This is a genomic window from Streptomyces rubradiris (genome assembly GCF_016860525.1).
GTDB classification, from domain to species: domain Bacteria; phylum Actinomycetota; class Actinomycetes; order Streptomycetales; family Streptomycetaceae; genus Streptomyces; species Streptomyces rubradiris.
On the sequence record NZ_BNEA01000015.1, the window covers coordinates 1239079 to 1262269 of the forward strand.

General features: G+C 71.5%; 18 protein-coding genes and 4 pseudogenes. 17 read left to right on the top strand and 5 right to left on the bottom strand.

Annotated elements, in window-relative coordinates; genetic code table 11:
• The first annotated feature begins 32 nt into the window (after positions 1–32).
• The 5 genes from Srubr_RS18790 (at position 33) to Srubr_RS18810 (ending at position 5944) form a co-directional block, all read left to right on the top strand.
• A complete protein-coding gene (locus Srubr_RS18790) occupies positions 33–842 on the top strand; it encodes an SAM-dependent methyltransferase (RefSeq protein ID WP_189999270.1) in 810 nt (269 codons plus the stop codon).
• 49 nt (positions 843–891) lie between these two features.
• The gene (locus Srubr_RS18795) at positions 892–2295 is read left to right on the top strand and encodes a type I glutamate--ammonia ligase (protein WP_189999268.1); all 1404 of its coding nucleotides are present in this window, start codon (positions 892–894) and stop codon (positions 2293–2295) included.
• Positions 2296–2297: 2 nt separating this feature from the next.
• Entirely contained in the window at positions 2298–3473 is a 1176-nt protein-coding gene (locus Srubr_RS18800; protein ID WP_189999265.1) for an amidohydrolase family protein, read from the top strand.
• 16 nt (positions 3474–3489) lie between these two features.
• Positions 3490–4017 carry an NUDIX hydrolase family protein gene (locus tag Srubr_RS18805; protein WP_189999304.1) on the top strand — a complete coding sequence of 176 codons (528 nt, stop codon included), beginning with the start codon at positions 3490–3492 and terminating at the stop codon, positions 4015–4017.
• A gap of 637 nt (positions 4018–4654) precedes the next feature.
• A complete protein-coding gene (locus Srubr_RS18810; protein WP_189999264.1) occupies positions 4655–5944 on the top strand; it encodes a hypothetical protein in 1290 nt (429 codons plus the stop codon).
• Here the strand turns inward: Srubr_RS18810 and Srubr_RS18815 are convergent.
• Positions 5921–8299 (bottom strand): tetratricopeptide repeat protein, encoded by a 2379-nt coding sequence (locus tag Srubr_RS18815; protein ID WP_189999262.1) that lies wholly within the window; start codon positions 8297–8299, stop codon positions 5921–5923. The two genes, Srubr_RS18810 and Srubr_RS18815, sit on opposite strands and share 24 nt — an antisense overlap.
• Before the next feature lie 423 nt (positions 8300–8722).
• Here Srubr_RS18815 and Srubr_RS18820 point away from each other — a divergent pair, with 423 nt between their 5' ends.
• Entirely contained in the window at positions 8723–9208 is a 486-nt protein-coding gene (locus Srubr_RS18820) for a MarR family winged helix-turn-helix transcriptional regulator (protein ID WP_189999260.1), read from the top strand.
• Positions 9209–9222: 14 nt separating this feature from the next.
• Here Srubr_RS18820 and Srubr_RS18825 read toward each other — a convergent pair.
• Positions 9223–9851 (bottom strand): annotated as a pseudogene (locus Srubr_RS18825) (IS5 family transposase); the annotation flags it as partial.
• A 305-nt stretch (positions 9852–10156) separates the two neighbouring features.
• Between Srubr_RS18825 and Srubr_RS42055 the strand changes: the two are divergent.
• From Srubr_RS42055 to Srubr_RS18860, 7 genes and pseudogenes are all read left to right on the top strand, one after another.
• A pseudogene (locus Srubr_RS42055) lies at positions 10157–10291 on the top strand (CocE/NonD family hydrolase C-terminal non-catalytic domain-containing protein); the annotation flags it as partial.
• A 56-nt stretch (positions 10292–10347) separates the two neighbouring features.
• Positions 10348–10506: pseudogene (locus tag Srubr_RS42060) on the top strand (hypothetical protein); the annotation flags it as partial.
• Positions 10507–10768: 262 nt separating this feature from the next.
• The gene (locus tag Srubr_RS18840; protein ID WP_229926976.1) at positions 10769–11701 is read left to right on the top strand and encodes a quinone oxidoreductase family protein; all 933 of its coding nucleotides are present in this window, start codon (positions 10769–10771) and stop codon (positions 11699–11701) included.
• An 82-nt stretch (positions 11702–11783) separates the two neighbouring features.
• The gene (locus tag Srubr_RS18845; RefSeq protein ID WP_189999254.1) at positions 11784–12692 is read left to right on the top strand and encodes an NmrA family NAD(P)-binding protein; all 909 of its coding nucleotides are present in this window, start codon (positions 11784–11786) and stop codon (positions 12690–12692) included.
• 505 nt (positions 12693–13197) lie between these two features.
• Positions 13198–13644, top strand: coding sequence for an RrF2 family transcriptional regulator (locus Srubr_RS18850; protein ID WP_229926975.1), 447 nt, complete (start codon positions 13198–13200; stop codon positions 13642–13644).
• Between the two features lie 143 nt (positions 13645–13787).
• Entirely contained in the window at positions 13788–15209 is a 1422-nt protein-coding gene (locus Srubr_RS18855) for an MFS transporter (protein ID WP_203855039.1), read from the top strand.
• Positions 15210–15468: 259 nt separating this feature from the next.
• Entirely contained in the window at positions 15469–16056 is a 588-nt protein-coding gene (locus Srubr_RS18860) for a Rossmann-fold NAD(P)-binding domain-containing protein (RefSeq protein ID WP_189999250.1), read from the top strand.
• A 215-nt stretch (positions 16057–16271) separates the two neighbouring features.
• Here Srubr_RS18860 and Srubr_RS18865 read toward each other — a convergent pair whose 3' ends face one another.
• On the bottom strand, positions 16272–16712 hold the full coding sequence (locus tag Srubr_RS18865; RefSeq protein ID WP_189999248.1) for a hypothetical protein: 441 nt from the start codon (positions 16710–16712) through the stop codon (positions 16272–16274).
• Between the two features lie 51 nt (positions 16713–16763).
• Here Srubr_RS18865 and Srubr_RS18870 point away from each other — a divergent pair, with 51 nt between their 5' ends.
• Entirely contained in the window at positions 16764–17180 is a 417-nt protein-coding gene (locus Srubr_RS18870; protein ID WP_189999246.1) for an actin-binding ADF family protein, read from the top strand.
• A gap of 342 nt (positions 17181–17522) precedes the next feature.
• Here Srubr_RS18870 and Srubr_RS18875 read toward each other — a convergent pair.
• A pseudogene (locus Srubr_RS18875) lies at positions 17523–18025 on the bottom strand (molybdopterin dinucleotide binding domain-containing protein); the annotation flags it as partial.
• A 1578-nt stretch (positions 18026–19603) separates the two neighbouring features.
• On the opposite strand from Srubr_RS18875, the gene Srubr_RS18880 reads away from it, so the two are divergent.
• Positions 19604–20047, top strand: coding sequence for a hypothetical protein (locus Srubr_RS18880; protein WP_229926974.1), 444 nt, complete (start codon positions 19604–19606; stop codon positions 20045–20047).
• A gap of 4 nt (positions 20048–20051) precedes the next feature.
• Positions 20052–20705, top strand: coding sequence for a hypothetical protein (locus Srubr_RS40870; RefSeq protein ID WP_229926973.1), 654 nt, complete (start codon positions 20052–20054; stop codon positions 20703–20705).
• 1038 nt (positions 20706–21743) lie between these two features.
• On the opposite strand, the gene Srubr_RS18890 is transcribed toward Srubr_RS40870, so the two are convergent.
• Positions 21744–22022 (bottom strand): hypothetical protein, encoded by a 279-nt coding sequence (locus Srubr_RS18890; protein WP_189999244.1) that lies wholly within the window; start codon positions 22020–22022, stop codon positions 21744–21746.
• 473 nt (positions 22023–22495) lie between these two features.
• Here Srubr_RS18890 and Srubr_RS18895 point away from each other — a divergent pair, with 473 nt between their 5' ends.
• Positions 22496–22801, top strand: a complete 306-nt coding sequence (locus Srubr_RS18895) for a hypothetical protein (RefSeq protein ID WP_189999243.1) — start codon at positions 22496–22498, stop codon at positions 22799–22801.
• Positions 22802–23191 lie beyond the last annotated feature (390 nt).

The following is a 23191-nucleotide window of genomic DNA, read 5'->3' on the forward strand; positions in this document are numbered from 1 at the left end:
GCGGACGAACCGCATGTGAGAAGGGCGGACAGGTGAGCGAGGGGCACTCCCCGACGGCCGGGACGGCACGGCTGGACACCAGCGTGGCGCACAACGCACGGGTCTGGAACCACTGGCTGGGCGGCAAGGACAACTACGAGGTCGACCAGCGGGTGGGCGACCACATCGCCGGGATGTTCCCGGTGATCCGGGCGGTGGCCCGCGCGGACCGGGACTTCCTGGGCCGGGCGGTGCGGTTCCTGGCCGCCGAGCGCGGGATACGGCAGTTCCTCGACATCGGCACCGGGCTGCCCACGGCCGACAACACCCACGAGATAGCCCAGCGGATCGCGCCCGAGTCGCGGATCGTGTACGTCGACAACGACCCGATCGTGCTGGTGCACGCCCGCTCGCTGCTGACCAGTTCCCCCGAGGGCGTCACCGACTACCTCGACGCCGACGTGCGCGACCCGGACGTCATCATGCGGGACGCCGCCCGGACCCTCGACCTGGACCAACCGGTCGCGGTGATGATGCTGGGCATCCTCAACTTCGTGCCGGACACCGGCGAGGCCCGGGACATCGTGCGGCGGATCATGGCGGCCGTCCCCTCCGGCAGCCACCTGGTGCTCACCCACCCGACCTACGACGCCGAGGCGGGCGGCGCGGGCAACGTCGCCGCGATGGAGTTCTGGAACGCCCACGCCACCCCGCCGATCACCGCCCGCGGCCACGCCGAGATCGCCGGCTTCCTCGACGGCCTGGAGCCGGTCGAGCCCGGACTCGTGCCGTGCTCGCGGTGGCGCGCCGCGGCGGAGGCCGCCGTGGTGCCGCAGTACGGCGCGGTCGCCGTGAAACCCTGACCCCGGGGCCCGGCCGTCCCCCGCCGGCCGGGCCCGCCGAGGAGGACGCATGACCACGCTCGCCGACCCCCGACCCGGTGGCCGCCCCGGCGACCTGGACCGGGTGCCCGCCCTCACCGCGGACCTGGCGGCCCGGGGCGTGCACGGCATCGTCCTGGCGTACGTGGACACGGCGGGCGTCTGCCGGGTCAAGACCATCCCGACGGCACGGCTGGAGGCGGCCGTGGCGTGGGGGGTCGGCATGTCGCCGGTGTTCGACACGTTCCTCGCCGACGACTCCATCGTCACCACCGACGTCCTCGGCTCCCCCGACGGCGACCTCAGGCTCTTCCCCGACCTCGACCACCTCGTGCCGCTGGCCGGACAGCCCGGCTGGGCCTGGGCGCCGGTGGACCGGATCACCCAGGAGGGTGAGCGGCACCCCGGCTGCGCCCGGACCTTCCTGCGCCGGACCGTCACGGACGCCGCCGACCGGCACGGCCTCGCCTTCAAGGCGGCGATCGAGATCGAGTGGGCCGTCGGCGCCGGTTCGGCACCCGCCGACGAGTTCGTCCCGGCGGCCACCGGGCCGGCCTACGGCGCCGTCCGGCAGGTGGAGCTGAGCGACTACACCGCCGATCTGCTGGCCGCGCTCGCCGCCCAGGGCGTGGACGTCGACCAGATCCATCCCGAGTACGCGCCGGCGCAGTTCGAGGTGTCGGTGGGCGCGCTGGACCCGGTGGCGGCAGCCGACCGCAGCGTGCTGGTGCGGCAGACGATCCGGGCGGTGGCCCAGCGGCACGGGCTGCGGGTCTCCTTCGCGCCGGCCTACCTCCCCGAGGGGGTCGGCAACGGCGGTCACCTGCACCTGTCCTGCTGGCGGGACGGGGTGAACCTGCACTCCGGCGGCGAGGGCCGGTACGGCATGACGGCCACGGCCGAGGCGTTCCTGGCCGGGATCCTCGCCCATCTGCCCGGCCTGACCGCGGTGACCGCGCCGAGCCCGGCCAGCTATCTGCGGCTCCAGCCCTCCCAGTGGGCGGGGGTGTTCACCGCCTGGGGCCGGGAGACCCGCGAGGCCGCCGTGCGGGTCGTCACCGGCACCGCGGGCCGCCGGGACCGGGACGCCAACCTGGAGGTCAAGCCCGTCGACCTGGCCGCCAACCCGTATCTGGCCCTCGGCTGTGTGATCGCCGCCGGGCTCGACGGCATCACGGCCGGCCGCCCGCTGCCCGGGGAGATCACCGGCGACCCGGTACGGTACGGCCCCGACGAGGCGGCCGCGCTGGGCGTACGACGGCTCCCGCGATCGCTGCCGCGGGCCGTGGAGGAGTTCCGCGCGGACCCGGTGCTGCGGGCCGCGCTGGGCCCGGTCCTCGCCGACGCGGTGAGCGCCGTACGGCTCGGCGAGGCGGCGGCCGTGGAAGGGCTCTCCCCCACCGCGCTGGCGGCGTTCTACCGCTGGGCGTACTGACCGTGGCCGCCCCGGGACCGGTCCACGAGGCCCTCGCCGCGCTGCCGCTGGTGGACCACCACTGCCACGGCGCGGTGACCGCCGATCTGACCGCCGCCCAGTTCGCGTCCCTGCTCACCGAGGGCGCGGCCTGGCCCGGCGTCTCCCCCTTCGACACCCCCGCCGGCGTGGCCGTGCGCCGGCACTGCGCGCCTCTGCTGGACCTGCCCCGGCACGCCCCGCCCGCCGACTACGCGGCCCGGCGCGCGGAGCTCGGCTGGCGGGAGGTCAACCGGCGGTTCCTCACGGCGGCCGGGGCCGAGGTGTTCTGCGTGGACACCGGCTTCACCGCGCACCCGCTCACCACGCCCACCGAACTGGCGGCGGCGGCCGGCGCCACCGCCCGCGAGGTGGTACGGCTGGAGCGGGTCGCCGAGGCGGTCCTGGCGCGGGGCGTGGAAGCGGGCGAGTACGCGGCCGTGTTCCGCGCCGCCGCCGAGGAGGCCGTACGGCGGCCGGGCGTGGTGGCGGTGAAGTCGGTCGCGGCCTACCGCACGGGCTTCGCCCTGGACCCCGAGCGCCCCACGGACGCCGAGGTGACCCGGGCGGTCCGGCACCGGCCGGCGCGCGACGGACGCCTGGCCGACCCGGTGCTGGTACGGCATCTGCTGTGGACCGCCGTCGATCTGGGGCTGCCGCTGCAACTGCACACCGGGTTCGGCGACGCGGACCTGCGGCTGCACCGCGCCGACCCCACCCTGCTCACCGACTGGCTGCACCGGACGGCCGGCACGATCCCGGTCCTGCTGCTGCACTGCTGGCCGTACCACCGGCAGGCGGCGTACCTGTCGGCGGTGTTCGAGCACGTGTACCTGGACGTCGGCCTCGCCCTGCACCACACCGGCCCGGCCCGCTGCCGGGCGGTGCTGGAGGAGGCACTGGAGGTGACCCCGTTCCGCAAACTGCTGTACAGCTCCGACGCCTACGGTGTGGCCGAGTTCCACCACCTGGGCGCCCTGTGCTTCCGCCGGGGCCTCGCCGGTCTGCTGCAGGACCGGGTGGACGCCGACGAGCTGAGCCCGGCCGACGCCCTGCGGATCGCGCACTGGACGGGCCGCGACAACGCCCGGCGGGTGTACGGGCCGCCCCTGTCCGAACCGGCCCGCGATCCCGGCGGGCTCCCCACCCGGAAAGTATGATCAAGCAATGTCTGACATGACCGAGACCACGCCCGGCTGGCTGACCACGGACGAGCTGGAGATGGCCAGGGCCCGGATGCCGATCCTGTACGTCGAGGCCGTGCCGGTGCGCGTGGACGACAGCGGTGAGGTCACCAGCATCGGGCTGCTGCTGCGCATCGGCCCGGACGGCACGGTCAGCCGGACCCTGGTCTCCGGCCGGGTCCTGCACCACGAGCGGGTCCGCGACGCGCTGCTGCGCCACCTGGAGAAGGACCTCGGCCCGGTCGCGCTGCCCCGCGTCCCCGCCTCCCTCCAGCCGTTCACGGTCGCGGAGTACTTCCCGACGGCGGGCATCACGCCGTACCACGACCCGCGCCAGCACGCGGTGTCCCTGGCCTACATCGTGCCGGTCACCGGTGACTGCCGGCCCCGCCAGGACGCGCTGGACCTCGTCTGGTTCACCCCGCAGGAGGCCGCCTCCCGGGCCGTGCAGAGCGAGATGCCGGGCGGCCACGGGGTGCTGCTGAAGCAGGCGCTGGCGCACGTCGGGCTGGTGTCCTGAGCACACGGGGTCGTGGCCGGCACATGACGGTGGCGTGTACCCGGCATGACTATCGTGTGCTCCGACAGGGTGAGCCGATCGTGGCCGGGAGTGCGCGTGCGGGAGACGGGCCGGCTGCCGCTGCCGTTGCGGAAGGACGGACCGCGGTGGAGCACGGTGGTCGCCGAGCGCAGTGTGCTCGGCGTCGTGCACAACATCACGTCCGCCACGCGGCTGCTGGATCTGCTGGCCGTCTTCGAGGGCGACGAGCGGATCCAGGTGTTCTTCACGCGCACCGGTTCCTCCGAACTCGACGGCGGGACGGAGGAATTCCTCACCTCGCGCGGAATGGCCCGGATTTCCTGGCAGGAGGCGCTGTCCCAGCCGTTCGATCTCGCCGTGGCCACGAGCCGCGGCGGGGAATTGCACAGACTTCCTTTTCCGCTCATAGGCGCGCCACACGGGGCCGGATACAATAAGGTTTTGAGCCGGGAGCCGGGAGCCGGGAGCCGGGAGCCGGGAGCCGGGAGCCGGGAGCCGGGAGCCGGGAGCCGGGAGCCGGGAGCCGGGAGCCGGGAGCCGGGAGCCGGGAGCCGGGAGCCGGGAGCCGGGAGCGTTCGGGCTGACGTCGGAGTGGCTGGTCCATGAGGGGCGGGTCGTGCCGGCCGCGATCGTACTGTCCCATGACGAGCAGCTGCGGCGGCTCGCGGACGGCTGCCCCGAGGCGGTTCCCCGCGCCGTCGTCGCCGGCGATCCGTGTCTCGACCAGCTCCGCGCCGGACTGCCCTTCCGGGCGGCCTACCGGCGCGCCCTCGGACTACTGCCCGGTCAGCGCCTGGTGGTCGTCTCCTCGACCTGGGGCCGTGACTCGGTGCTCGGCGCGCCCGGGGCGGATGTGCTGCGCCGCGCGCTCGCCGAACTCCCGGCCGACGAATTCCGCGTTCTCGCCGCCGTACACCCCAATGCGTGGTACGGCCACGGCGCCTGGCAGATACACCACTGGCTCGCCCCGCTGACCGAATCCGGAATGCTACTCCCGGCACCGGAGACCGAAACCTGGAAAGCCGCCCTGTGCGCGGCCGATTTCCTCATCGGCGACCACGGATCGCTCACCATGTACGGCACCGCCCTGGGAATTCCGTGTGTTCTCGGCGCCTTCAGCGATTCCGCCGTGGCCCCCGGCTCCCCCATGGACCGCCTCGGCCGACACCTCCCCCGCCTCTCCCGCGCCGTACCCCTGCTGCCCCAGCTGTTGCACGCGGCGCGCGCCCAGCCGGACGACCCGGAACTGGCCGCGCTCCGGCAGAGCGTGTCATCGGCGCCCGGCGAGTCGGCCCGGCGACTGCGCCGGCTGTTCTACACCTGGCTGAAGCTGCCGGAGCCCGCGCACCCGGCGGCCACCCGCGCGATACCCGTCCCCTCCCCCGGCCCCGCCGCGCCCCGGCTCCCGCACCTGCCGGCCGCCCTCGTCACCGCCGCTGTCGACGCCGGGCACGACGGCGGTGTCACGGTCCGGATCCGGCGCTTCCCGGCCACGGCGCAGCGCACCCAGAGCCGTCACCTCGCCGACGCGCACCTCGCCGCCGACCCCGACGATCCCGATCCCCGCTGGCCGCGCTCCGCCGACGTGCTGCTGGTGCCCGCCGAGCGCGGGCTGCTCCCGGACGAGGTGAGCGGGTCCTTCCTCACCCGGCGCTTCCCGGGGTGCGGGGCCGTGGCCGTCGAGGAGTCCGGTCACGGCTGTACGGCGCTGTTCGACGACGGCACCCGGCTCCGGGCCCGCTGGACCGCGCGCCCCGCCTGGGCGTCGTTCGCCGTCGCGGCCTCGGCCGCGTACGCCTGGGTGCGGTCCGGCCCGGCCCCGCTCCGGCCCGGCGTCCGGGCGCGGGTGACCGTGCGGGCCGGTGACCATCCCGAGGCCGGGCTAGTCGAGTTCACCGTCCGCTGAGCGGACGGGGCTGTTGCCGAGGCGGCGCCGGGCCTCCTCCGCACGGGGACTGCGGGCCTGTTCGAACAGCGTGCCGGCGGCGGCCCAGTCGGCGGCTGCCCGCCGCTCGTCCCCCAGCCGCCGGTAAACGTCGCCCCGCAGCAGGCGCGCTACCGCGAGGAAGTAGCCGGAGCCGCCCTTCTCGATGGCGGTGACCGCCTCGTCCAGCGCCCGCAGCGCCTCCTCGGGCCGGGCGCAGGCCAGCCGGTCCCGCGCGTACCGCAGCCAGGACTTGCCGATGTTGAGCGCGATGTCCGGTCCGTCCCCCAGCCGCCGGAACCGCTCGCGGGCCTCCCGCAGGGTCCGTTCGGCGTCGTCGTGAAGGCCCAGCGCGGTGTACGCGGCGCCCTTGTGGTAGGCGAGCAGGGCGCGCCCGCGCGGGTGGGCGAGGTCACCGAGCGCCGTCTCGGCGTCGGCGAGGAGGCCGAGGGCCTGCCGCGGGCGGTCCAGCTTCAGTTCCAGCAGCCCGAGCGCCTCCAGCGCACTGGACTCCGTACGGGCCTCGCCCTCGCCCCGGCCGGTGCCGTCGCCGCGCACCGACTCCCGTGCGGCTTCGAGGTGTTCGCGGGCGCGGCGCGGGTCGTCCTCGGCGAGGCTCCAGCGGTCCAGGCGGGCGAAGCCCAGCTGGAAGTGCATGCGCGCCACCGCCAGCCGGTCACCGTCGGCGCGGGCCGCGGCGAGGCCGGTCTCGTGGGACTCGATCCACTCGGCGTGGCTGCCGGTGCGCAGGCAGAAGGTCCACAGCGCCTGGCACAGCCGCCACGCCTCCTCGTACCGTCCGGTGGCGTGGGCGAGGCGGACGGCGGCGAGCAACCCGTCGCGGCGCCGGGCGAGTTCGCGTTCGGCGCGGGCGCCCTGCTCGGGGGTGCGCGGTACGTCCGGGTAGGCGTGGCCGGGGTCGTAACGCCAGCGGGAGGACAGCGCCGCTTCGGCGGCCTCTGCCGTCTGCCGCAGATGGCGGACGAACCAGCCCGTCACGGCGTCGCGTTCGGCGTCGGTGTCCTCCCGCTCCGCGCGGGCCGCCGCGTGGTCGTGGACGAGGGGGTGCAGGCGGTAGGTGTCCACGCCGTCGCGCTCCAGCTGCCGCGCGGAGAGCAGTTCGTGCAGGGCGCGCCGGGCGGTGGCCGGTTCCCGGTCCGGGGTGAGCGCGTGCACGGTGTCCAGGTGGATGCCGGTCCGGGGCAGGGTGCCGAGGCGCCGGTAGAGGAGGGCGGCGTCGGCGCCGAGGCGTTCGTAGGCGAGGTCGAGTGCGCCGGGCAGGTCGTGGGTGTCGTCCACGGCGAGCAGTTCCCATCGTGTGGTCCGGTCGGCGAGCCGGGCGGTGATGTCCTCCAGGGTGCCCGGCCCCGGTGTCCTGAGCTGCCCGGCGACCAGGCGCAGGGCCAGTGGCAGCCCGCCCAGGTGCCGGACGACGGGCCGCAGCCGGTCGGGGTGTTCGGTGCTGCGGCTGACCTTCAGCAGGAGTTCCAGGGCGTGTTCGTCCTTCAGCGGGGCGATCTCCACGGGTTCGAAGTCCAGCAGGGCGTCCAGCCCGAGCGGCACCCGCTGGCCGGTCATCAGCACGACGTGCCCCGCGGAGTCCGGGAGCAGGGGCCTGACTTCGGCGGGCCTGCTCACGTTCTCCAGGACCAGCACGGCCGGCCGGGCGCGCAGTTGCCGCCGTACCAGGGCCGCCTTCGCGTCGGCGTCGGCCGGGCGGTCTTCGCGGGCCACGCCGAGCTGGGCCAGCCAGCGTTCCAGGACGGCCGCCGGGTCGGCGGGGCGTCCGCGCTCGTCCGGGGCGAGGTCGGCCTGGAGCAGCTCGCCGGGCAGGTCGTCCCGGTGGGACTGCAGCCAGCGGCGCAGGGTGGTCCGCTTGCCGACGCCGGGCAGTCCGCACAGGAACATCGCGGTGGTGGCGCGTGCCTCGGTGCAGCGTGCCCAGTGGTCGTTCATCGCCTGGAAGACGGGGACGTGGTTGACGTAGTGCAGGATGTGGCCGAGCGCGACCGGGGCGGGGCTGCGCTCGATCGTCGCCGCGACCACCTCCCGCAGCCGGTGCCCGGCCTCCGGGTGGGAGGCCAGGAGGTCCCGCAGGCGCTCGGCCCACGCTTCCTCGACGGCGTCGGCCGTGTCCTCGTCGCCGGCGCGCCGGGCGTCCAGCAACTGGCGCCGGGACCGCTCCAGTTCCTCCTCGGCCGCCGCCTCGTCCGCGGGCGCGCCCCGCCCGAGCAGCGTCGCGAAGCGTCTCCTGCCCCATCCCCACAGATCCTGCAGCGCCAGCGTCACGAGACTGCTCGCGCCCATGCCTGCCAGGGCCAGGATTTCCGCTTCCACAGCACTCCCCCACGTTCCGGACGTCTCCCGCCCACCGTAGAGATCACCGGGACCGCCGCGCAGGCGATCCCCCCGACGAGTGACGTGATCCGGCCATTTCGCGACCACGGCTGCCCCCTGGCCCTCATAGGCCCGGGCCGGGCGGGTCAGGGAGCGCCGTGGGGCCGTTTCCCCTGCGGGCCGAGTGGCGTGCCTCGTCGCCCTCCTCGGCGACAAGGCCCGCCCGAAGCCCACCTCCAGCGGCCGTGCGAGAGATCGTCCGGCATGCGAACTTGCTGATGTCGACTGCGGTACGGCGACGCTCGCAAGCCTGGCTCACCGTCGCCTGGAGGCCCGGATCGACAGAGAACGTACTTGCCAGGGACCGGACCACCGAGTCATAGTTGGTTTGTCACAACCAACCAAGCGGGATCGGTGCCGGACATGGGACGCACGTCAGCCAATCCACCAGACGGACCGGACGAGCACCGCGCGGCCTCCGGTGAGGTGGCGTCGGCCCTTGCCGTGGTGGGGAACTGGATGTTCTCCACGGCGGCGCGGCGCCGCATCATGGCGGCCTCCGGTCTCGAACTGTCCATCGGGGACTACACGTTGCTCGCACAGATCTCCCAGCACGCACCCGTGCGGCTGTCGGTCCTCGCGGACCTGATGGAGGTCGACAAGTCCACGCTCACCCCGCCCGCCAAGCGGCTGGAGGCCCGCGGCTTCATCGTCCGCGAGCCCGACCCGGCGGACGCCCGCGCCCAGTTGGTGAGCGTCAGCCGGGCCGGCAAGCAGGCCGTCCGCAAGCTGTGGCAGGCCCGGGCCGCCATCGTGGCGGAGCTGATGGAGGACTGGAGCACCGCCGACATCAAGAGCCTGGCCACGCGTCTGGCGGCCTTCGCCGAAGCGATCGAGAAGAAGGGGTAGGGACCGTGACCCACTTAGACGCCGCCTTGGTTGGTGAGTCGGCGGTAGCTGATGAGGGCTGCGGCGATGCCTACGAAGGCCACGGAGCGCTCGGCCTCGCGCTCGTGACGTCGGTGCAAGCGCCGGCATCCGGCCAGCCAGGAGACGGTTCTTTCGACGACCCAGCGGTGGCGGCCCAGCCGCGGGGAGGACTCGATGCACTCGCGGGCGACGCGGTGGCGGATGCGACGCTCGCGGAGCCATTTCCGAAGGTGGTCGGAGTCGTAGCCCTTGTCGGCATGGAGCTTGGCCGGACGCCGGCGGCGGGGCCCGCGGCGGGAACGGATGGGCGGGACACCCCGCACGAGCGGCTCCAGGCCGAGGCTGTCGTACAGGTTGGCGCCGGAGATCCCCAGCGACGGCGGCACGCCGTTCCGGTCGGCGATCAGGTGGATTCTCGGTCCCGGCTTGCCACGGCCGGTCGGATCCGGTCCGGTCAAGGCCCCCCTTCCGCCGCCCGGACGCCGATCGCGCAGCGCGACCAGTCCCACTCACCCCGCGCGCCGAGTCCGTCCAGGATCACCCGGTGCAGTCCGGCCCACACCCGCTCCCGGCTCCCCTGGGCAAAGCGCCGGTAGACGGTGGGCCAGGCCGGCCCGAGACCGGCTTCATGGCGGTGTTCGCCCGGCACAGCCTCGGCTACCACGACGTACGCGGGCACCTTGTGCGGCCGTGCACCTCCGAGGACGTCGCCGGCCGGCTGAAGTTCTTCGACTGGACCGAGCGGCCGAAGGTGCTCACCGAGGTGCGCGAACGGGCGAACGCCGGCCATGTCGGGCAGGAACGGGAGTGGCCCATCACCCGCGCCGAGTACGTGCCGCGGCACCTGGACGCGGCCACGGGCACCCTGGCCGACAAGCCGCCGCCGGCCGAGGCCGAGGTGAGTTACCCGGTTAGGACGGCGACGGGATGGGCGGGACGCGTCTCAGCTACCGGTTCACCGAGCGGACCCGGCTCACCGGCCACGCCAAGCTGCGGCTGTGGCTGGCGGCGAGGGGCTCCGACGACGCCGACGTCTTCGTCGCGCCGCGCCGCGTCGCGCCGCGCCGCGCCGCGCAAGAAGGAAACCACGGACCAGGAGGTGCCGTTCCCGTTCTTCAATGCTGTACGACAACGGCCCCGCCGCCCTCGGCCGGCTGCGGGCCGGCCACCGGGCCCTGGACGAACAGCGCTCCACGCCGTGGCAGCCCTCGCACCGGCACGACCGCGAGGAGCTCCTCGAACCGGGCGTCCCGGTCGCCCTCGGCATCGAGATCTGGCCCACGTCGACGCTCGCCCAGCCGGGCGAAAGCCTCCAAGCCGTCGTCCAGGCGGGCCATGTGGTCACCGGCGTGCTGCCCGGACACCGCGTCACCCGCGACGCCGGCGACCACGTCATATCCGCACCGGCGGCCGGTTCGGCAGCCATCAGCTCGTCCCCGTCGTCGCGGACGAGTAATCCGTACACGATTCACCAAGAAGGAGTGAGGACAGGTGCGTGCCGTCCTGCTGAAAGATTTCGGTCCTCCGGACCGACTGACCGTGGCCGAGGTACCCGACCCGCGCCCCGCCCGGGGCGAGGTGACGATCCGGGTGGCCGCCGTCGGCATCCAGTTCCTGGAGACCCAGGTCCGCTCCGGCATGATGCGCGGGGCCCTGGGCGACGCGCCCCTGCCCGTGATCCTCGGCAAGGAGATCGCGGGCGAGGTCATCGAGGCCGGGCCGGGTGTCGACACGGCGCTCGTCGGCAGCCGGGTGCTCGCCACGACCGGCGGTGTCGGCGGCTATGCCGAGCTCGCCACCGCGCCCGCCGACGAACTCGTCCCGGTGCCCGACGGGTTGGGCTTCCGCGACGCCGTCGCGCTCTACCGCTACGGTGCCACCGCCCGCGGCCTGATCGACGCCGCACGCGTCGGCGCGGGCGACCGGGTCCTGGTGCAGGCCGCGGCCGGTGCCGTCGGCACGGTCCTCGTCCAGCTGCTCAAGCGGGCCGGCGCGACGGTGATCGGCACGGCCCGCGGCGCCGCCAAGCTCGGCCTCGTCAAGGAGCTGGGCGCCGACCACGTCATCGACTACTCGCTGCCGGGCTGGACCGAGCAGGTACGCCAGGCCGCCGGGGGCGCCGTCGAGATCGTCTACGACCACGTCGGCGGCGAACTCGGGCGCGACTCCTTCTCGTTGCTCGCCCCCGGCGCCGGCCGTCAGATCGTGTTCGGCTTCTCCAGCGGGCAGCCGCTCGACGTGAAGCCCATGGAGCTGTTCGGCCGCGGCCTGACCCTGACCGGCTTCAGCGCGGGTCTCATCTGGAACCGGCCCGCGTTCGCCCGCGAGCTGGTCACCGACGTGCTCGGCCTGGCGGTCGCCGGCGAGATCAAGCCGGTCATCGGCCAGAGCTACCCGCTGGAGCGGGCGGCCGAGGCGCATGCCGCCGTGGAGGCGCGCAGCACCGTCGGCAAGACCCTGCTCATCCCGTGAACCACCTTCCGCAGCAAGCACCTTGCGCTCATTCGTCCGGGCCGGCCGTGGCCCGGGGCTTACCGAGGAGAACTACAACACCATGACCACCGCATCCAAGATCTTCGTGGCCGGCGCCACCGGCCTGCTGGGCGGCCAGATCGTCAGCAACCTGCTGGACAGGGGCGCCTCCGTGCGCGCGCTGGTCCGGCCGGGCACCGACGGCGACAAGAAGGCGGCCCTCACCGCGCTCCAGGCCCGTGGACTGGAGCTCGTCGAGGGTGACATCACCGACCCGGTGGAGAAGCTGGCCGCCGCGATCGGCGACGCCACCACCGTGGTCTCGGCCATCCAGGGCGGCCCGGACCTGATCATCGACGGGCAGGTGAACCTGGTGCGTGCCGCAGAGCAGGCCGGTGCCCGCCGTTTCATCCCGTCCGACTTCGCGATCGACATCACCAAGCTGGACGACGAGGACAACGTCATGATCGGCTGGCGCCGGAAGGCCGCGGCCGCGTACGGCGACACCAGCCTCGACGTGATCTCCGTGCTCAACGGCGCGTTCTACGAGGTCATGATCGGCTTCATGGGTCTCGTCGACTGGGAGGCGGGTACCGTCTCCCACTGGGGCGACCCCGACCAGCCGCTCGACATGACCTCGGTCCCCGACACCGCCGCCTTCACCGCCGCGGTCGCCCTCGACCCGGAGGCCAAGGGCACCCAGCGGTTCGCCGGTGAGGTGCTGTCGATGCGCCAGTTCCACCAGACCCTGGAGCGGGCCACCGGCCGCGGCCTGACCCTGAAGAACCTCGGCACCGCCGACGAACTGCGCGCGGAGATCACCCGGAAGGCCGCCGCCACCCAGAACCCGTTCGAGTACGTGGGTCTGCAGTACCAGTGGTGCATGGTGACGGGCAAGGCCAAGTTCGACAACGTTGACAACGCCAAGTACCCGCAGGTGAAGCCTGGTTCGCTGGAGGACTTCGTCCGGCAGGCCGCGCCCAAGGCGTGACCCGGGGACCGCCGGTACGACGTGACCGGTGCGGCGGTCGTCGCCGTACCGGCGGTCCGGTGAACTGTTCCTCCGGCGATTACCCCGCCGTTCGCCCCGGCCGGCCGCGAGGGGGACGCGGAGGTGTCGAAGCTGGTCACCTCTCGCGCGGGCCGAAGCCCTCGGCCGCCGCGTCGAAGAAGGAGACGCTCCGGGTGGCGGTGCGGCCCGCGTCCGTGGACAACATCGCCGTAAGTCCTTCCGCCTCTGGAACAACGGCAGTTGCGTTGTGAAGGGCAAACCCGGCCAATGCTCTGGTTCCGCCGGACAAGGAGTGGCGCCGGCCGTGGTGACGTCACACGTGCACGGTTTCGTAGCCGCGCCCGTCCGCCAGCATGAACCGGTCCCAGGGCGGCCCGCTTCAAGCGGGTGTCAATACGCGTTGGCAGCTGTTGACGCGCGCACAAAACTGCTACTAGCGTGAATACAGTTTGGTTGGCGGGGTGACCGGCGGGAGGAAGTCACGGTGAGCATCAGCAGCAGGAGTGCGGTCGCGATTCACGCACTCACCATGCTGGGGCGCTGGGACCGCTCGCTGACCTCCGCGGAGATCGCGGAGAGCCTGGCCAGCAATCCGGTCCTGGTGCGGCGGATCCTCGGCAGCCTGCGCGACGCCGGCCTGGTCCGGTCCACCGAGGGGCGCAACGGCGGCTGGTCGCTCGCCCGCCCCACCCGCGAGATCACGCTCTACGACGCGTACACGGCGGTGGAGACGGGGCCGATCCTCTCCCGGCACCCGCATCCGCCGAGCGCCGAATGCGAGGTCGGGCGGAACATGCAGAAGCTGCTGGAGGTGGAGTTCCAGGACGCGGAGCGGGCCCTGGAGGAACGGCTCGGGCGGACGACGATCGCCCACCTCGTCCGGCAAGTGCGGGACAGCGAGCGCGAGGCAGCACAACGCGTCACCAGCTGAACAGACGGCGGAGGCAGCACCCTCCGCCGTTCTTCTCCCTTAAATGTAACCACATTGGTGGCAGTAAGTCACTCGAAGGGCCTCGTATGACTTCCACGTCGACACCGACCGAGCGGACCGGTGCAGGATTGGGCTTACTGGCCGTGCTGACCCCGGCGATCCTGGCCACGGTCACCGCCAGCGACATGGTCAACCTGATGCTTCCCGCGATCGGGGCCGAGTTCGGGGCCTCCGAGGCGGAACTCGCCTGGGTCGTCACCGGCTTCCTGCTGATGTTCTCGGTCGGCATCCCCCTGTACGGCCGCGTTTCGGACCGCGTGAGCCTGCGCCGTCTCTTCGCCTTCGCGCTCCTCGCCTACGCCGCCGGGAGCCTGGTCTGCGCGATCTCCCCGAATCTGGCAGTGCTCGTGACCGGGCGGATCGTGACGGGTGTCGGCGCGGCCGCGATCCCGGTGCTCTCGGTCATCGCCGTCACGACGCTGCTGCCGCCAGAGCGGCGCGGTGCCGGGATCGGCGTCGTCTCCGCCGGTGCGGGCGTCGGCACCGCCGCCGGACCGGCGTTGGGCGGCGGCATCGGGGAAGCGCTCGGCTGGCACGCGCTGTTCTGGATCACGCTCGTGGTCTCGCTGGTGCTGCTGTTCCCCGCCCTGCGCGTACTCCCGGACGAGACTCCGCAGGGCTCCGGCCGGCTCGACCTCCCCGGCGGCGCCCTCCTCGGCCTCGGAGCCGGTCTCGCACTGTTCGGTATGACCCGGGCGCAGGTCGCCGGCTTCACCGACCCCATGTCCTGGAGCAGCTTGGTGGTCGCGATCGCGGCGCTCGTGCTCTTCGGGGTGCGCACCGTCCGTATCGACCAGCCGTTCGTTCCCCCGTCGCTGTTCGCCAACCCCGTCTACCGGACCGGCGTCCTCGTCGCGTTCCTGGTCATGGCCGTCAACCTCGGCGGCCTGGTGTTCGTCCCGCTGCTGCTGGTGGAGGTCAACGGGCTCGCCCCGGGCAGGGGCGCCTTGGTCATGATTCCGGCCGGAGTCGTGACCGCGCTCCTCTCACCGTGGATCGGACGCCTCGCCGGCCGCTTCGGCACGCGGGTCCCGGTGCTCTACGGACTGGGCGTCATGGGGCTGTTCTCGCTGTTCCTCTCGTCCTTCACCGGCGGCTCTTCGGTGATCTTCGCAGGTGCCGGGATCCTCGGGCTGAGCATCGGCTTCATGCTCGTGATGACCACCATCATCGGCGCCGCGGCGAGCGAACTGCCCCCGGAGCGGATCGGTGCCGGCCTGGGAATCCTCCAGGGGGCCCAGTTCCTGGGGGCCGGCGCCGGTCCCGCGGTGTTCGGTGTGCTGGTGTCCGCCAGGAAGCAGAGCGGCAGCGACGCCGTCAACCCCCTCTATTCCGGTCACAGCGGCTCGGCCTACTCCGACGTCTTCCTGGCCATGGCCGTGGTCGTCGCCCTCACCCTGGTCGTCGCGTCACGGATGCGCCCCACGGCCGGCTCCGGGGCCGGACCGAAGGCCGGGGAAGCCCCGGTGCCCGCCCCGGCGCGGGAAACGAACAACGCCCCGTAGGAACGCGAACGCCCCGCGTCCAGGGGTGAGTTCCGCCCGTGGGCGGGAGCTCTTCCGCCGCGCGGGATCTCACGATCCAGTGTTCCGAGGAGGATCACGGTGAAGACCATCGTTGTCACGGGAGGCACCTCCGGTATCGGGCAGGCGCTCGCACATACCTGTCTCGGCCGGGGACCAAGTCGTCGTCATCGCTCCGGACCTGCTGAAGGGGAAGAGATTCCTCGACACGGCACAGAAGGCGGGTGCCGCCGACCGTGCCGTGTTCATCGAGGCCGACCTCAGCCTCATCAGCGAGAACTGGCGCGTCATCGCGGAGATCGAGGACCGGTTCCCGGTGGTGGACGTACTCGCGCTGTGCGCGCGGTACTTCCGCAGCCACCGGATGGTGACCTCCGAAGGGATCGAACACAATGTGGCGCTGTACTACCTCGGCCGGTACCTGCTCGGATACGGACTGGTCGACGTCATGAACAAGGCCGGAACGCCGGTCGTGATGAACATCGCCGGCCCAGGTGTGGGGGCGCCGGGCATCCACTGGAACGACCTCGGCCTCGAACGCGGCTACGACGGCTGGACGGCCATGCTCCAGGGCGGCCGGCTCAACGACCTTCTCGGGGTCTCGTTCGCCGAGGGGGGAAGCACCCGTCGCGCCCGGTACGTACTGCTGTTCCCCGGTGGGACCCGCACCGGTTTCGCGGGCGAATTCGACGCCGCCACCGCGGCTCACGTCGACCGGATGAAGCGGGCCGCGCGGCCGGTGGAGTTCACCGTCCCGCCGATCCTGGAGATCATCGACGCTCCGCCCCGGCAACCGCTGAGCGCCGTCGTGTGTGACGCCGATCGGTAGTTGGCCATCTCGTTCGATAGCCGGCCAGTCCCCTCGCTCCGTGTCGTCTGCCACGGAGAGGTCAGTGGAGTCTGCCACTGGATGTCAGTGGTTCTGCCATGAGGCGTGTCAGTAGGTGTTGGCGTCGTCTGCGTCGGTGAGGCGGAGGCTGTATCGGACGTCGTCGGCCAGGACGGCGGTGCCGTCAGCGGCACGGACCAGGAGGCCGGCGTCGATCAGCCCGGCGACGGTGGCCGCGGTCGGCTCCTCGGGGTCGGTGGAGACGGAGCCCTCGTAGGACGGAACAGCACGGCCGCGTCCTGGCTGCTGAGGACGTTGCGCTGGAGCGGCCGGTGGTGCTGGTCCGTCGGGTGGCGCCAGGGCTCGGTGCGGTCGGCGGGGTGGAGCCAGTTCATCTGCCGGTCGGTGAGGACGTCCAGCCGCGGGGTGAGGGTGAAGTGGGCGGGGGCCGTGCGCCGCAGGGCGTACGGGCCAGCGAGATGGGGGTAGGCCCAGGCGCGTTCGATGGCGTCGCTGACGCGGTGGAGGTCCCAGCCGAGGGACTCGGCGAGGAAGTCGGCGGTGAGCGGGCGGCCGGCGTGGGCGAGCGCGTTGAGGAGGGCGACGGCGTCGGTGCCGGGGGCGGGTGCCCGGCCCGAGCCCCCAGGATGTGACACTCCGATACGATGCGACCACTGTAAGTTCCAGCCCGTCAACGGAGGAACGTCATGTCATCAGGTGCCGCGGTGAACGATCGCTGCGTACAGGAATACCAGGCGTTGAAGAGCGAGAAGAAGCACAGGTACGTTCTCTTCAACCTCAACGCGGACAATACGGAGATCGTCGTCCAGAAGGTCTCCAGTTCCCCGGAGTACGACGACTTCATCGCGGACCTGCCTGAGACCGAGTGCCGGTGGGCCGTCTACGACTTCGAGTTCGAGAAGGAGGGCGCCGGGGAGCGGAGCAAGCTCGTGTTCGTTTCGTGGCTACCGGACACCGCCAAGGTCAAGCAGAAGATGCTCTTCACTGCTTCCAAGGAGGAGCTGCGCCGCTCGCTCGTAGGCATCGCAGTCGAGGTTGATTGCAGTGATTCCTCGGAGGTTGCTTACGATTCGCTCCTCGACAAGGTCAAGCGCGGGCACTGACCGAGCGTGATCGCTGCCCAGGTGATCAGGGTTTCGGAGTACTGGACCACGAAGATTGCGGGAACAGGCACGGCTCACCGCGGAGCTGAATGCGGACGGCCACCTCCCGCTCGACCCGAGCAGCGACCAGGAAAAGATCGACCGCCTGTCGGTGTTCCACGATCGGCTCACGTCTCTGTGACCCGAACGCGCTCAACATCCGGTGGCCGCCCCGCAGCGCATCTGCCGCAGGGGCGCGGGGTGGCACGCGGAGTCCAGAGCGAGGAGTTACGTCGTCCTTGGCGGCATGCGCGGCCTGCGCGCCCTGCGTAGCCTGCGTGAGCATCTCCCGGACCACGGCCGTCAGCTGCCCTGCCAGTTGCTTCTCACCGTGGTAGAGGACTCCCAGGGGGTGAGGTTGACGCCGTTCACGGTGCCTCCTTCCGGGGGCGGTCCCCTGTGGCGTCGGGCGGACGCGGTGGTCGTCGGGGCGGGGGCGCTCGTGCCGCCGCCCCGTTCCACGAGACGCAGCCCCGCCACCGCGGCCTTGAACAGCGGCTGCTTGGAGACCCGGTCCCAGCCGGTGACAGTCGTCTCGTTCGCGGCCCGGCCGGGGCGTCGCCCACGGGTACCTGCCCGCCTTCGGTGTCCCAGTAGTCGTAGTGGAAGGAGACGAAGAGCAGTCCCCGGCGGATGCCGGTGATCCTCAGCCGTCCGCACCGGGTCCCGCGAGGAGTGCCTACGCCCACCAAGTCTCCATCACCGAGCCCCAGCGCGGTCGCGTCGGAAGCGGACGCCTCGCCCCATACATCGGGGGCGGCCGCGTTCAGTTGGGGTGCCCGGGCGGTCTTGGTGCGGGTGCAGAAGCGGCGCCTGTACGAGGCGGGGGCCAGCCGCACCGCTGCCCTACTGGCAGGGAACGGACGCCGATGGCCGGACGCTCCCTCTCGCCATGAGCCATGCTCTCGCCATGAGCCATGCAGATGGCATCCCTCTACCACCTGTGGGAGGCAAGCGCCCTTTTCTCTCGAACGGTTCTTTGCCCGAGCAAGATCAAAGGCGACGGCCGGGCGGGAACTGGGCTTCTTCTTCATCTTCCGTCCGCGCGATGGGGCGGGGAGGGACGGTTCCAGACGGTGTCTGACCGGCTGACGATCCTTCGAAGTTCGCGGGCGCTTCGTGGCGATACGGCCTGCATCACGGTGTCGAGGAGGGCTCGGGCTTCGAGAGGGTTGCCGCAGCAGTGCCAGTGCACGTTGCCCCACTCGTAGTCGTGCCACAGATCACGCTCGGGTTGCTGGACGTAGTCCTTCCACAGGCGCACAGCCGCGCTGACGTCGCCTGGCTGCAGATAGTTGCGGGTGTGCTCGAGACGGGTGATCTCGGACAGTGCGCGCGAAGACAGGCCGTCGATGACTGGCCTTGCACCCGTGGTCCGGTGGCCGCCGGGGGCGCCGGCACGGATCTGTCCTGGCCGACTACGAGGCATGGACCTTTCGGTTCGTCGTCATGCGGTACATGGTGCCACGGCCTCGAATGGGGTCTCGACCGGATTCGCTCGCATGGGGATTCACCGGACGTGGCGGCGGCCTTCGTCTGATCACGTGCTCCGCCCAAGGTGCACGTGCCCACGACGAAGACCGTGAGGGTGAGTCTGCTGCCTGATGCTGCCCGCAGGGAAGCGTTCGCGGAAGCGGCACGCCTCCGGGGAGAGTTCTACGAGTGTCTGACCGCTCGGCGTGACGAGTTGTTCGAGCCGGCGGACGTGGTGCTGTGTGCGGACGGTGCGGTGAGGTCCCCGGTGGACGTGACGCTGTTGCCCGGGCACCGTCGTGGGCACGGAGCGATGTACGGCGGCCTGGAGCACGGCCGGATCGACGTCAACCCTCTGAACTCCGGTCGTGCGGCCGCACCTTACGCAAGATCCGACTCCGCCCGGAGAACACGAGATCCCGGCAGCGAGACGCCACCGGGAAGGTCGTCCCGACTCCAGAGCAACCCGAAGATCGTGTGCCGCAGACGCACCAACAGCCACCCGGCAGAACCGCCGCGCCGGTGCGCGAACCGGAACCCCTGCTACCGCCTACCGCTGTCCCATCCATTACCGCAGCCGTGCCGCGCCCGGAGCAGACGGCCACCAAGAGAACGCGCCTTACCTGGACGAGGCTCCGGACGACACTCCCGCCCCGACCGGCAGCGGTCCGCTGAACACCCGGCTGGCCACCACCCGCGCACTGTGCGACGAAGGCGCGCACGGACGTCTGCTCGCCGTCATGCCCAGCATCATCGGCGACGGCACGCCGCTGCCTGTGTCACTGACGCCGGCGTCGGCCGCTACCGAGGGGACCGACGGAGGGCTGGACACACGTGCGACGGAACCTGAATATGATGAATCCCGCGGGAGATAATGCACACGCCGGTACGGGCGACGCCATTGTCTTGGCATGAGGAAGCTCACGGCATTCACATCACCCGTCGCCGTAGCGGCGCTCTTCCTCAGCGGTGCCGCCTTCCCCGCGCACGCGGGCCCCTACTGGAACAAGCACATCAAGTGTGAGGCGACCGACCCGGACGGCCGCCGGATCCCCACCCGTCTGGGCAACGGCGTGCTGGGCTGGACCCATTTCTCCGGCAAGCACAACATCAAGAAGTGCGCGCTCGTCACCATTCCTCTCCGGGACAAGGTTGACAAGGTGGACGGGCACAACCTCCTGTACTGGGGATGGGCCTCGGACCGGGCTCACGGTCGCGTCAAAATCATCGTCAAGGCCCGCTACGCTCGCAGGACGGACGACAGGCGCTACGACGCCGGAGAAAGGCAGGTGATCGGCGTGATCACCGCGTACTGCAAGGGCATGCGGAAGTGTCCGAACTGGGTGAATGGGTAACCCGGTGAACGAAGACGAGCGTGAGATCGCAGACCTCCAGGTCGAGGTGGCCGCCCTCCTGTCGGACCACGTCTACGCCCCGCTCCTGGAGGACCAGCACGTACGCGGAGTCCTGCCCGCCCCGTCGCAGGCGCCGGCCGTCCGGGGAGTGCTGGGCGACCGGGGCGAGACCAGGCCGGAACGGCTGACCGCATACGAGATCCCCCTCCGGGACGGCGAGGATCTGCGCACGCCGCACGATGTCGTCGCACTGCTCCGGGCCGCGCACACCGGCACCCACATCTACCCGCGCAGCCGGGTCACCTCGGTCATGGGCATGGACCTCTACCTGGTCGACCCGGCGGAGGTGACGGAGGCCCCGTTCACCACGGACGACTGGTCCGCCACACTCCTGCGCTGCCTGGCCCGTCCGACTGATCCGGCCGAGGACCGGCACGGGGCGCGACTGCGCGGCTTCCTGTTCCGCGAGGAGGGTCTGTTGCGCCTGTACATGGACAGCGACGAGGTTCCCGGAGTGATCGCCGCCGACGTACGCCCGGGTGGTGCGCTGACCGCTGTGCTGGCGGCTCTGCCGTCCCTGCTCGATGAGGAGTACCGGATCTCGAAGGACACGATCGACCCCCACTGTCGGTACGTGGTGGACATCACCGACTGGTGACCGCACCGCACTTGGCCCTGTCGGACCGGCTGGCAGTCCAGCCGGTAGGTCAGCCGCTAGGGTCGGTGCCTTCAGTGGTGACGGACAGGGTCGGGACACTGGCCGGCCACTCCTTGAGCATGCCCCCAATGCTCCGAGCTGTCCTGGCCTGCTCGGCGCTCACGGCTCGGTTCTCTGTCAAAAGCCTGGGTTGAGCGACCACGGACAACTGCGATCCGGGGCCAGGGCGAAGCAGTCGTGCGCGAGTCCGCAGACAGACGGCCGAAGACAGGGCGAGGCCGGGTGGGGTGTGCCGAAGCGGATTCCAGCGCGCGGTGCGAGTGAGGTGCGAGTGGAGGTGGAGGTGTGCCCCTGACCCCACCCATCGAGCCGATGCTCGCTGAGGCTCGATGGCACCTGCCGCCGCGGCCGATGCCCTGCCCGGAGGCATCGTCGCCGAACAGAAGCCCGACGGGTCCGTGCCATCATCTTCGCCCGCAGTGACCTGGTGATGGTTCAGTCCCGCCAGGGCACGGACCTGACCTCGGCATTCCCCGATATCGCCCGCGCGGCCAGACCCCTCGGTGACAACCTCCTCGCCCGGCTCGATTCCCTCTTCGCCACTGGAGCCCTCGACACGCCTTTCCCGCTTTGTCCAGCCACGGCTGACCGGGCGACGGCACAGGACTTGGCTCGACCCGGCCTGGGGAAGCGCAGGCATCGAAGGTGTGGTGCAAGGGCCTGGACCAGCCATACCTGCCACGCAAGAGGGCGTGGATCAAGGTGCGCGCCCGAGTCACCACGGAAGCGTTGACCGGCGGGGTCACCGGCTCTCTGACGGCGCCGCTGACCCTATTGCTGGCACGGTACGACGCCCTCGACGGCCTCCGACCGGTCCCACGAACCACCCCGCTGGCCGCCGGCGTCGGCGGAAGCTGGCCGAGCATCCGACGCCGGCCACACCGGATCACCCATGGGCCGACCGCGGTTTCTCTGCCGGCTGGGGGACACACGCAGAGCTGACATACCATCCCGTGAAGCCTGAGCTGGTGGCGGAGTTCATCGCGGCCACATCGCTGGACGCGGGCCGCTACCGGGGGGATGCGGATCTTCTGCCTCAAGTGCGCGCAGCTCGTCAACGTCGTCGTTCAGCTCGGCGCGGCGGTCGGCGAGTGCGGTACGGACGTCGCGGCGAGCGGCGTGGATCAGGGCCTCGTCGGTGGGCGGGTCCTGGTTCTTGCGGTACCGCTCGACGCAGCAGCCCTCGGGGTGGGCGATGCCGTCGGAGTTGGCTGTCGGGTCGGCGGCGAGTTCGCGGGCGATCGTGAGCCAGTCCACGCCGGCGAGTCGTAGGTCGATGGCGTCTCAGCGGCGGCGCGCGATGGCCGCACGAGCGGCTTTGTCGGGGCGTCCCACGGCGGGGGTCCGCCACAGCTCGGGTGCGCCCCCCCCCGCGCCCGGGTCCATGATTGCACCGTCGGCAGGAACCGACACTCCGCCACTTCACCTGTTCCGCAGACAGCGACTCTGCGGCCCAGTACCATTTCCGCTGGAAGTCCGGGCATCGCCCCCGCAGTTCAAGGGCGTGCGCTAACCGGGTGCTCCGGGAAGTCCGGGCGGATCCAGCGACCTGCCTGACTCTCCACGGTGCACGGACGAGCGACCACTTTCGCAAAACACACAGAGCCGGAAAAGTCTGAAGGTCCTGAGTTTCGATCGCTGGTACGGAACTCAGTTCAGCCACGAGTTGTGGCCGAGCTGAGTAGGCGTGCCCGCATTCAGTTCGGCCCTGTACAGAAAGGGACCGAACGGTGGACTCGTCTGCGATTCTTTGGATTCTCGCTTGGTCAGGCGTGATCTCTGTTTTGATCTTCGTCCTGACTGGAATCCTGGGGCAGCTCATCCCCTTGGTCAGGGCATGGCGCAAGCTGCGCAGCACTTTTCGCGACGACAGCGAGCAGAACCAGACGGCGGACGGCGAGGCTCCGCCCGCGCAGAAGAGTACAGACGCGCAGACCGCCGACCCGGTGCGGTCCGAAGCCGGCGGATCAGCGGTCGGCTCGGAGCGGCTCGGCGAGGCGGATTCCGCCGCGCCAGCGCCGCCGTCACATCAGTGACATCTGCTCGCCTGCACCTGACCTCCTGGGCGGGATGAACTCCGGCGGCGCAACCGGCGCACTGCGGTGGCCCCGCAGCCACCAGGTGAACTGGTAGTTACGACAGGTGCGGTAGCGCACGGAGTTCCGGCGCGGCTCTGTCGGCCGATGTTGTGCTCGCCCCATCCGGTGATGGGGCGAGCATTGTCCGGGTGCACGAAGGGGCCGGGTACGGGGGCGAGTCCTTCCCGCTCTTCGCCCGGTGCGCCCTCGAAGGCCAGGTGGGCGTTCCGGCTCCAGTTCCAGGGGTTGGGCAGAGCGCACAGGTACCAGGCCAGCGGCAGGCTTTCTTGCGGGAGTTCGAGGGCCTGGTGCCGACAACGGACGTCCACTCAGCACGCCCAGTTCAGT

Coding starts and splice junctions, on each gene's coding strand:
- Srubr_RS18795 (WP_189999268.1), top strand. CDS start 892: ATGACCACGCTCGCCGACCCCCGACCCGGTGGCCGCCCCGGCGACCTG.
- Srubr_RS18805 (WP_189999304.1), top strand. CDS start 3,490: ATGACCGAGACCACGCCCGGCTGGCTGACCACGGACGAGCTGGAGATG.
- Srubr_RS18820 (WP_189999260.1), top strand. CDS start 8,723: ATGGGACGCACGTCAGCCAATCCACCAGACGGACCGGACGAGCACCGC.
- Srubr_RS18845 (WP_189999254.1), top strand. CDS start 11,784: ATGACCACCGCATCCAAGATCTTCGTGGCCGGCGCCACCGGCCTGCTG.
- Srubr_RS18870 (WP_189999246.1), top strand. CDS start 16,764: ATGTCATCAGGTGCCGCGGTGAACGATCGCTGCGTACAGGAATACCAG.
- Srubr_RS18880 (WP_229926974.1), top strand. CDS start 19,604: ATGAGGAAGCTCACGGCATTCACATCACCCGTCGCCGTAGCGGCGCTC.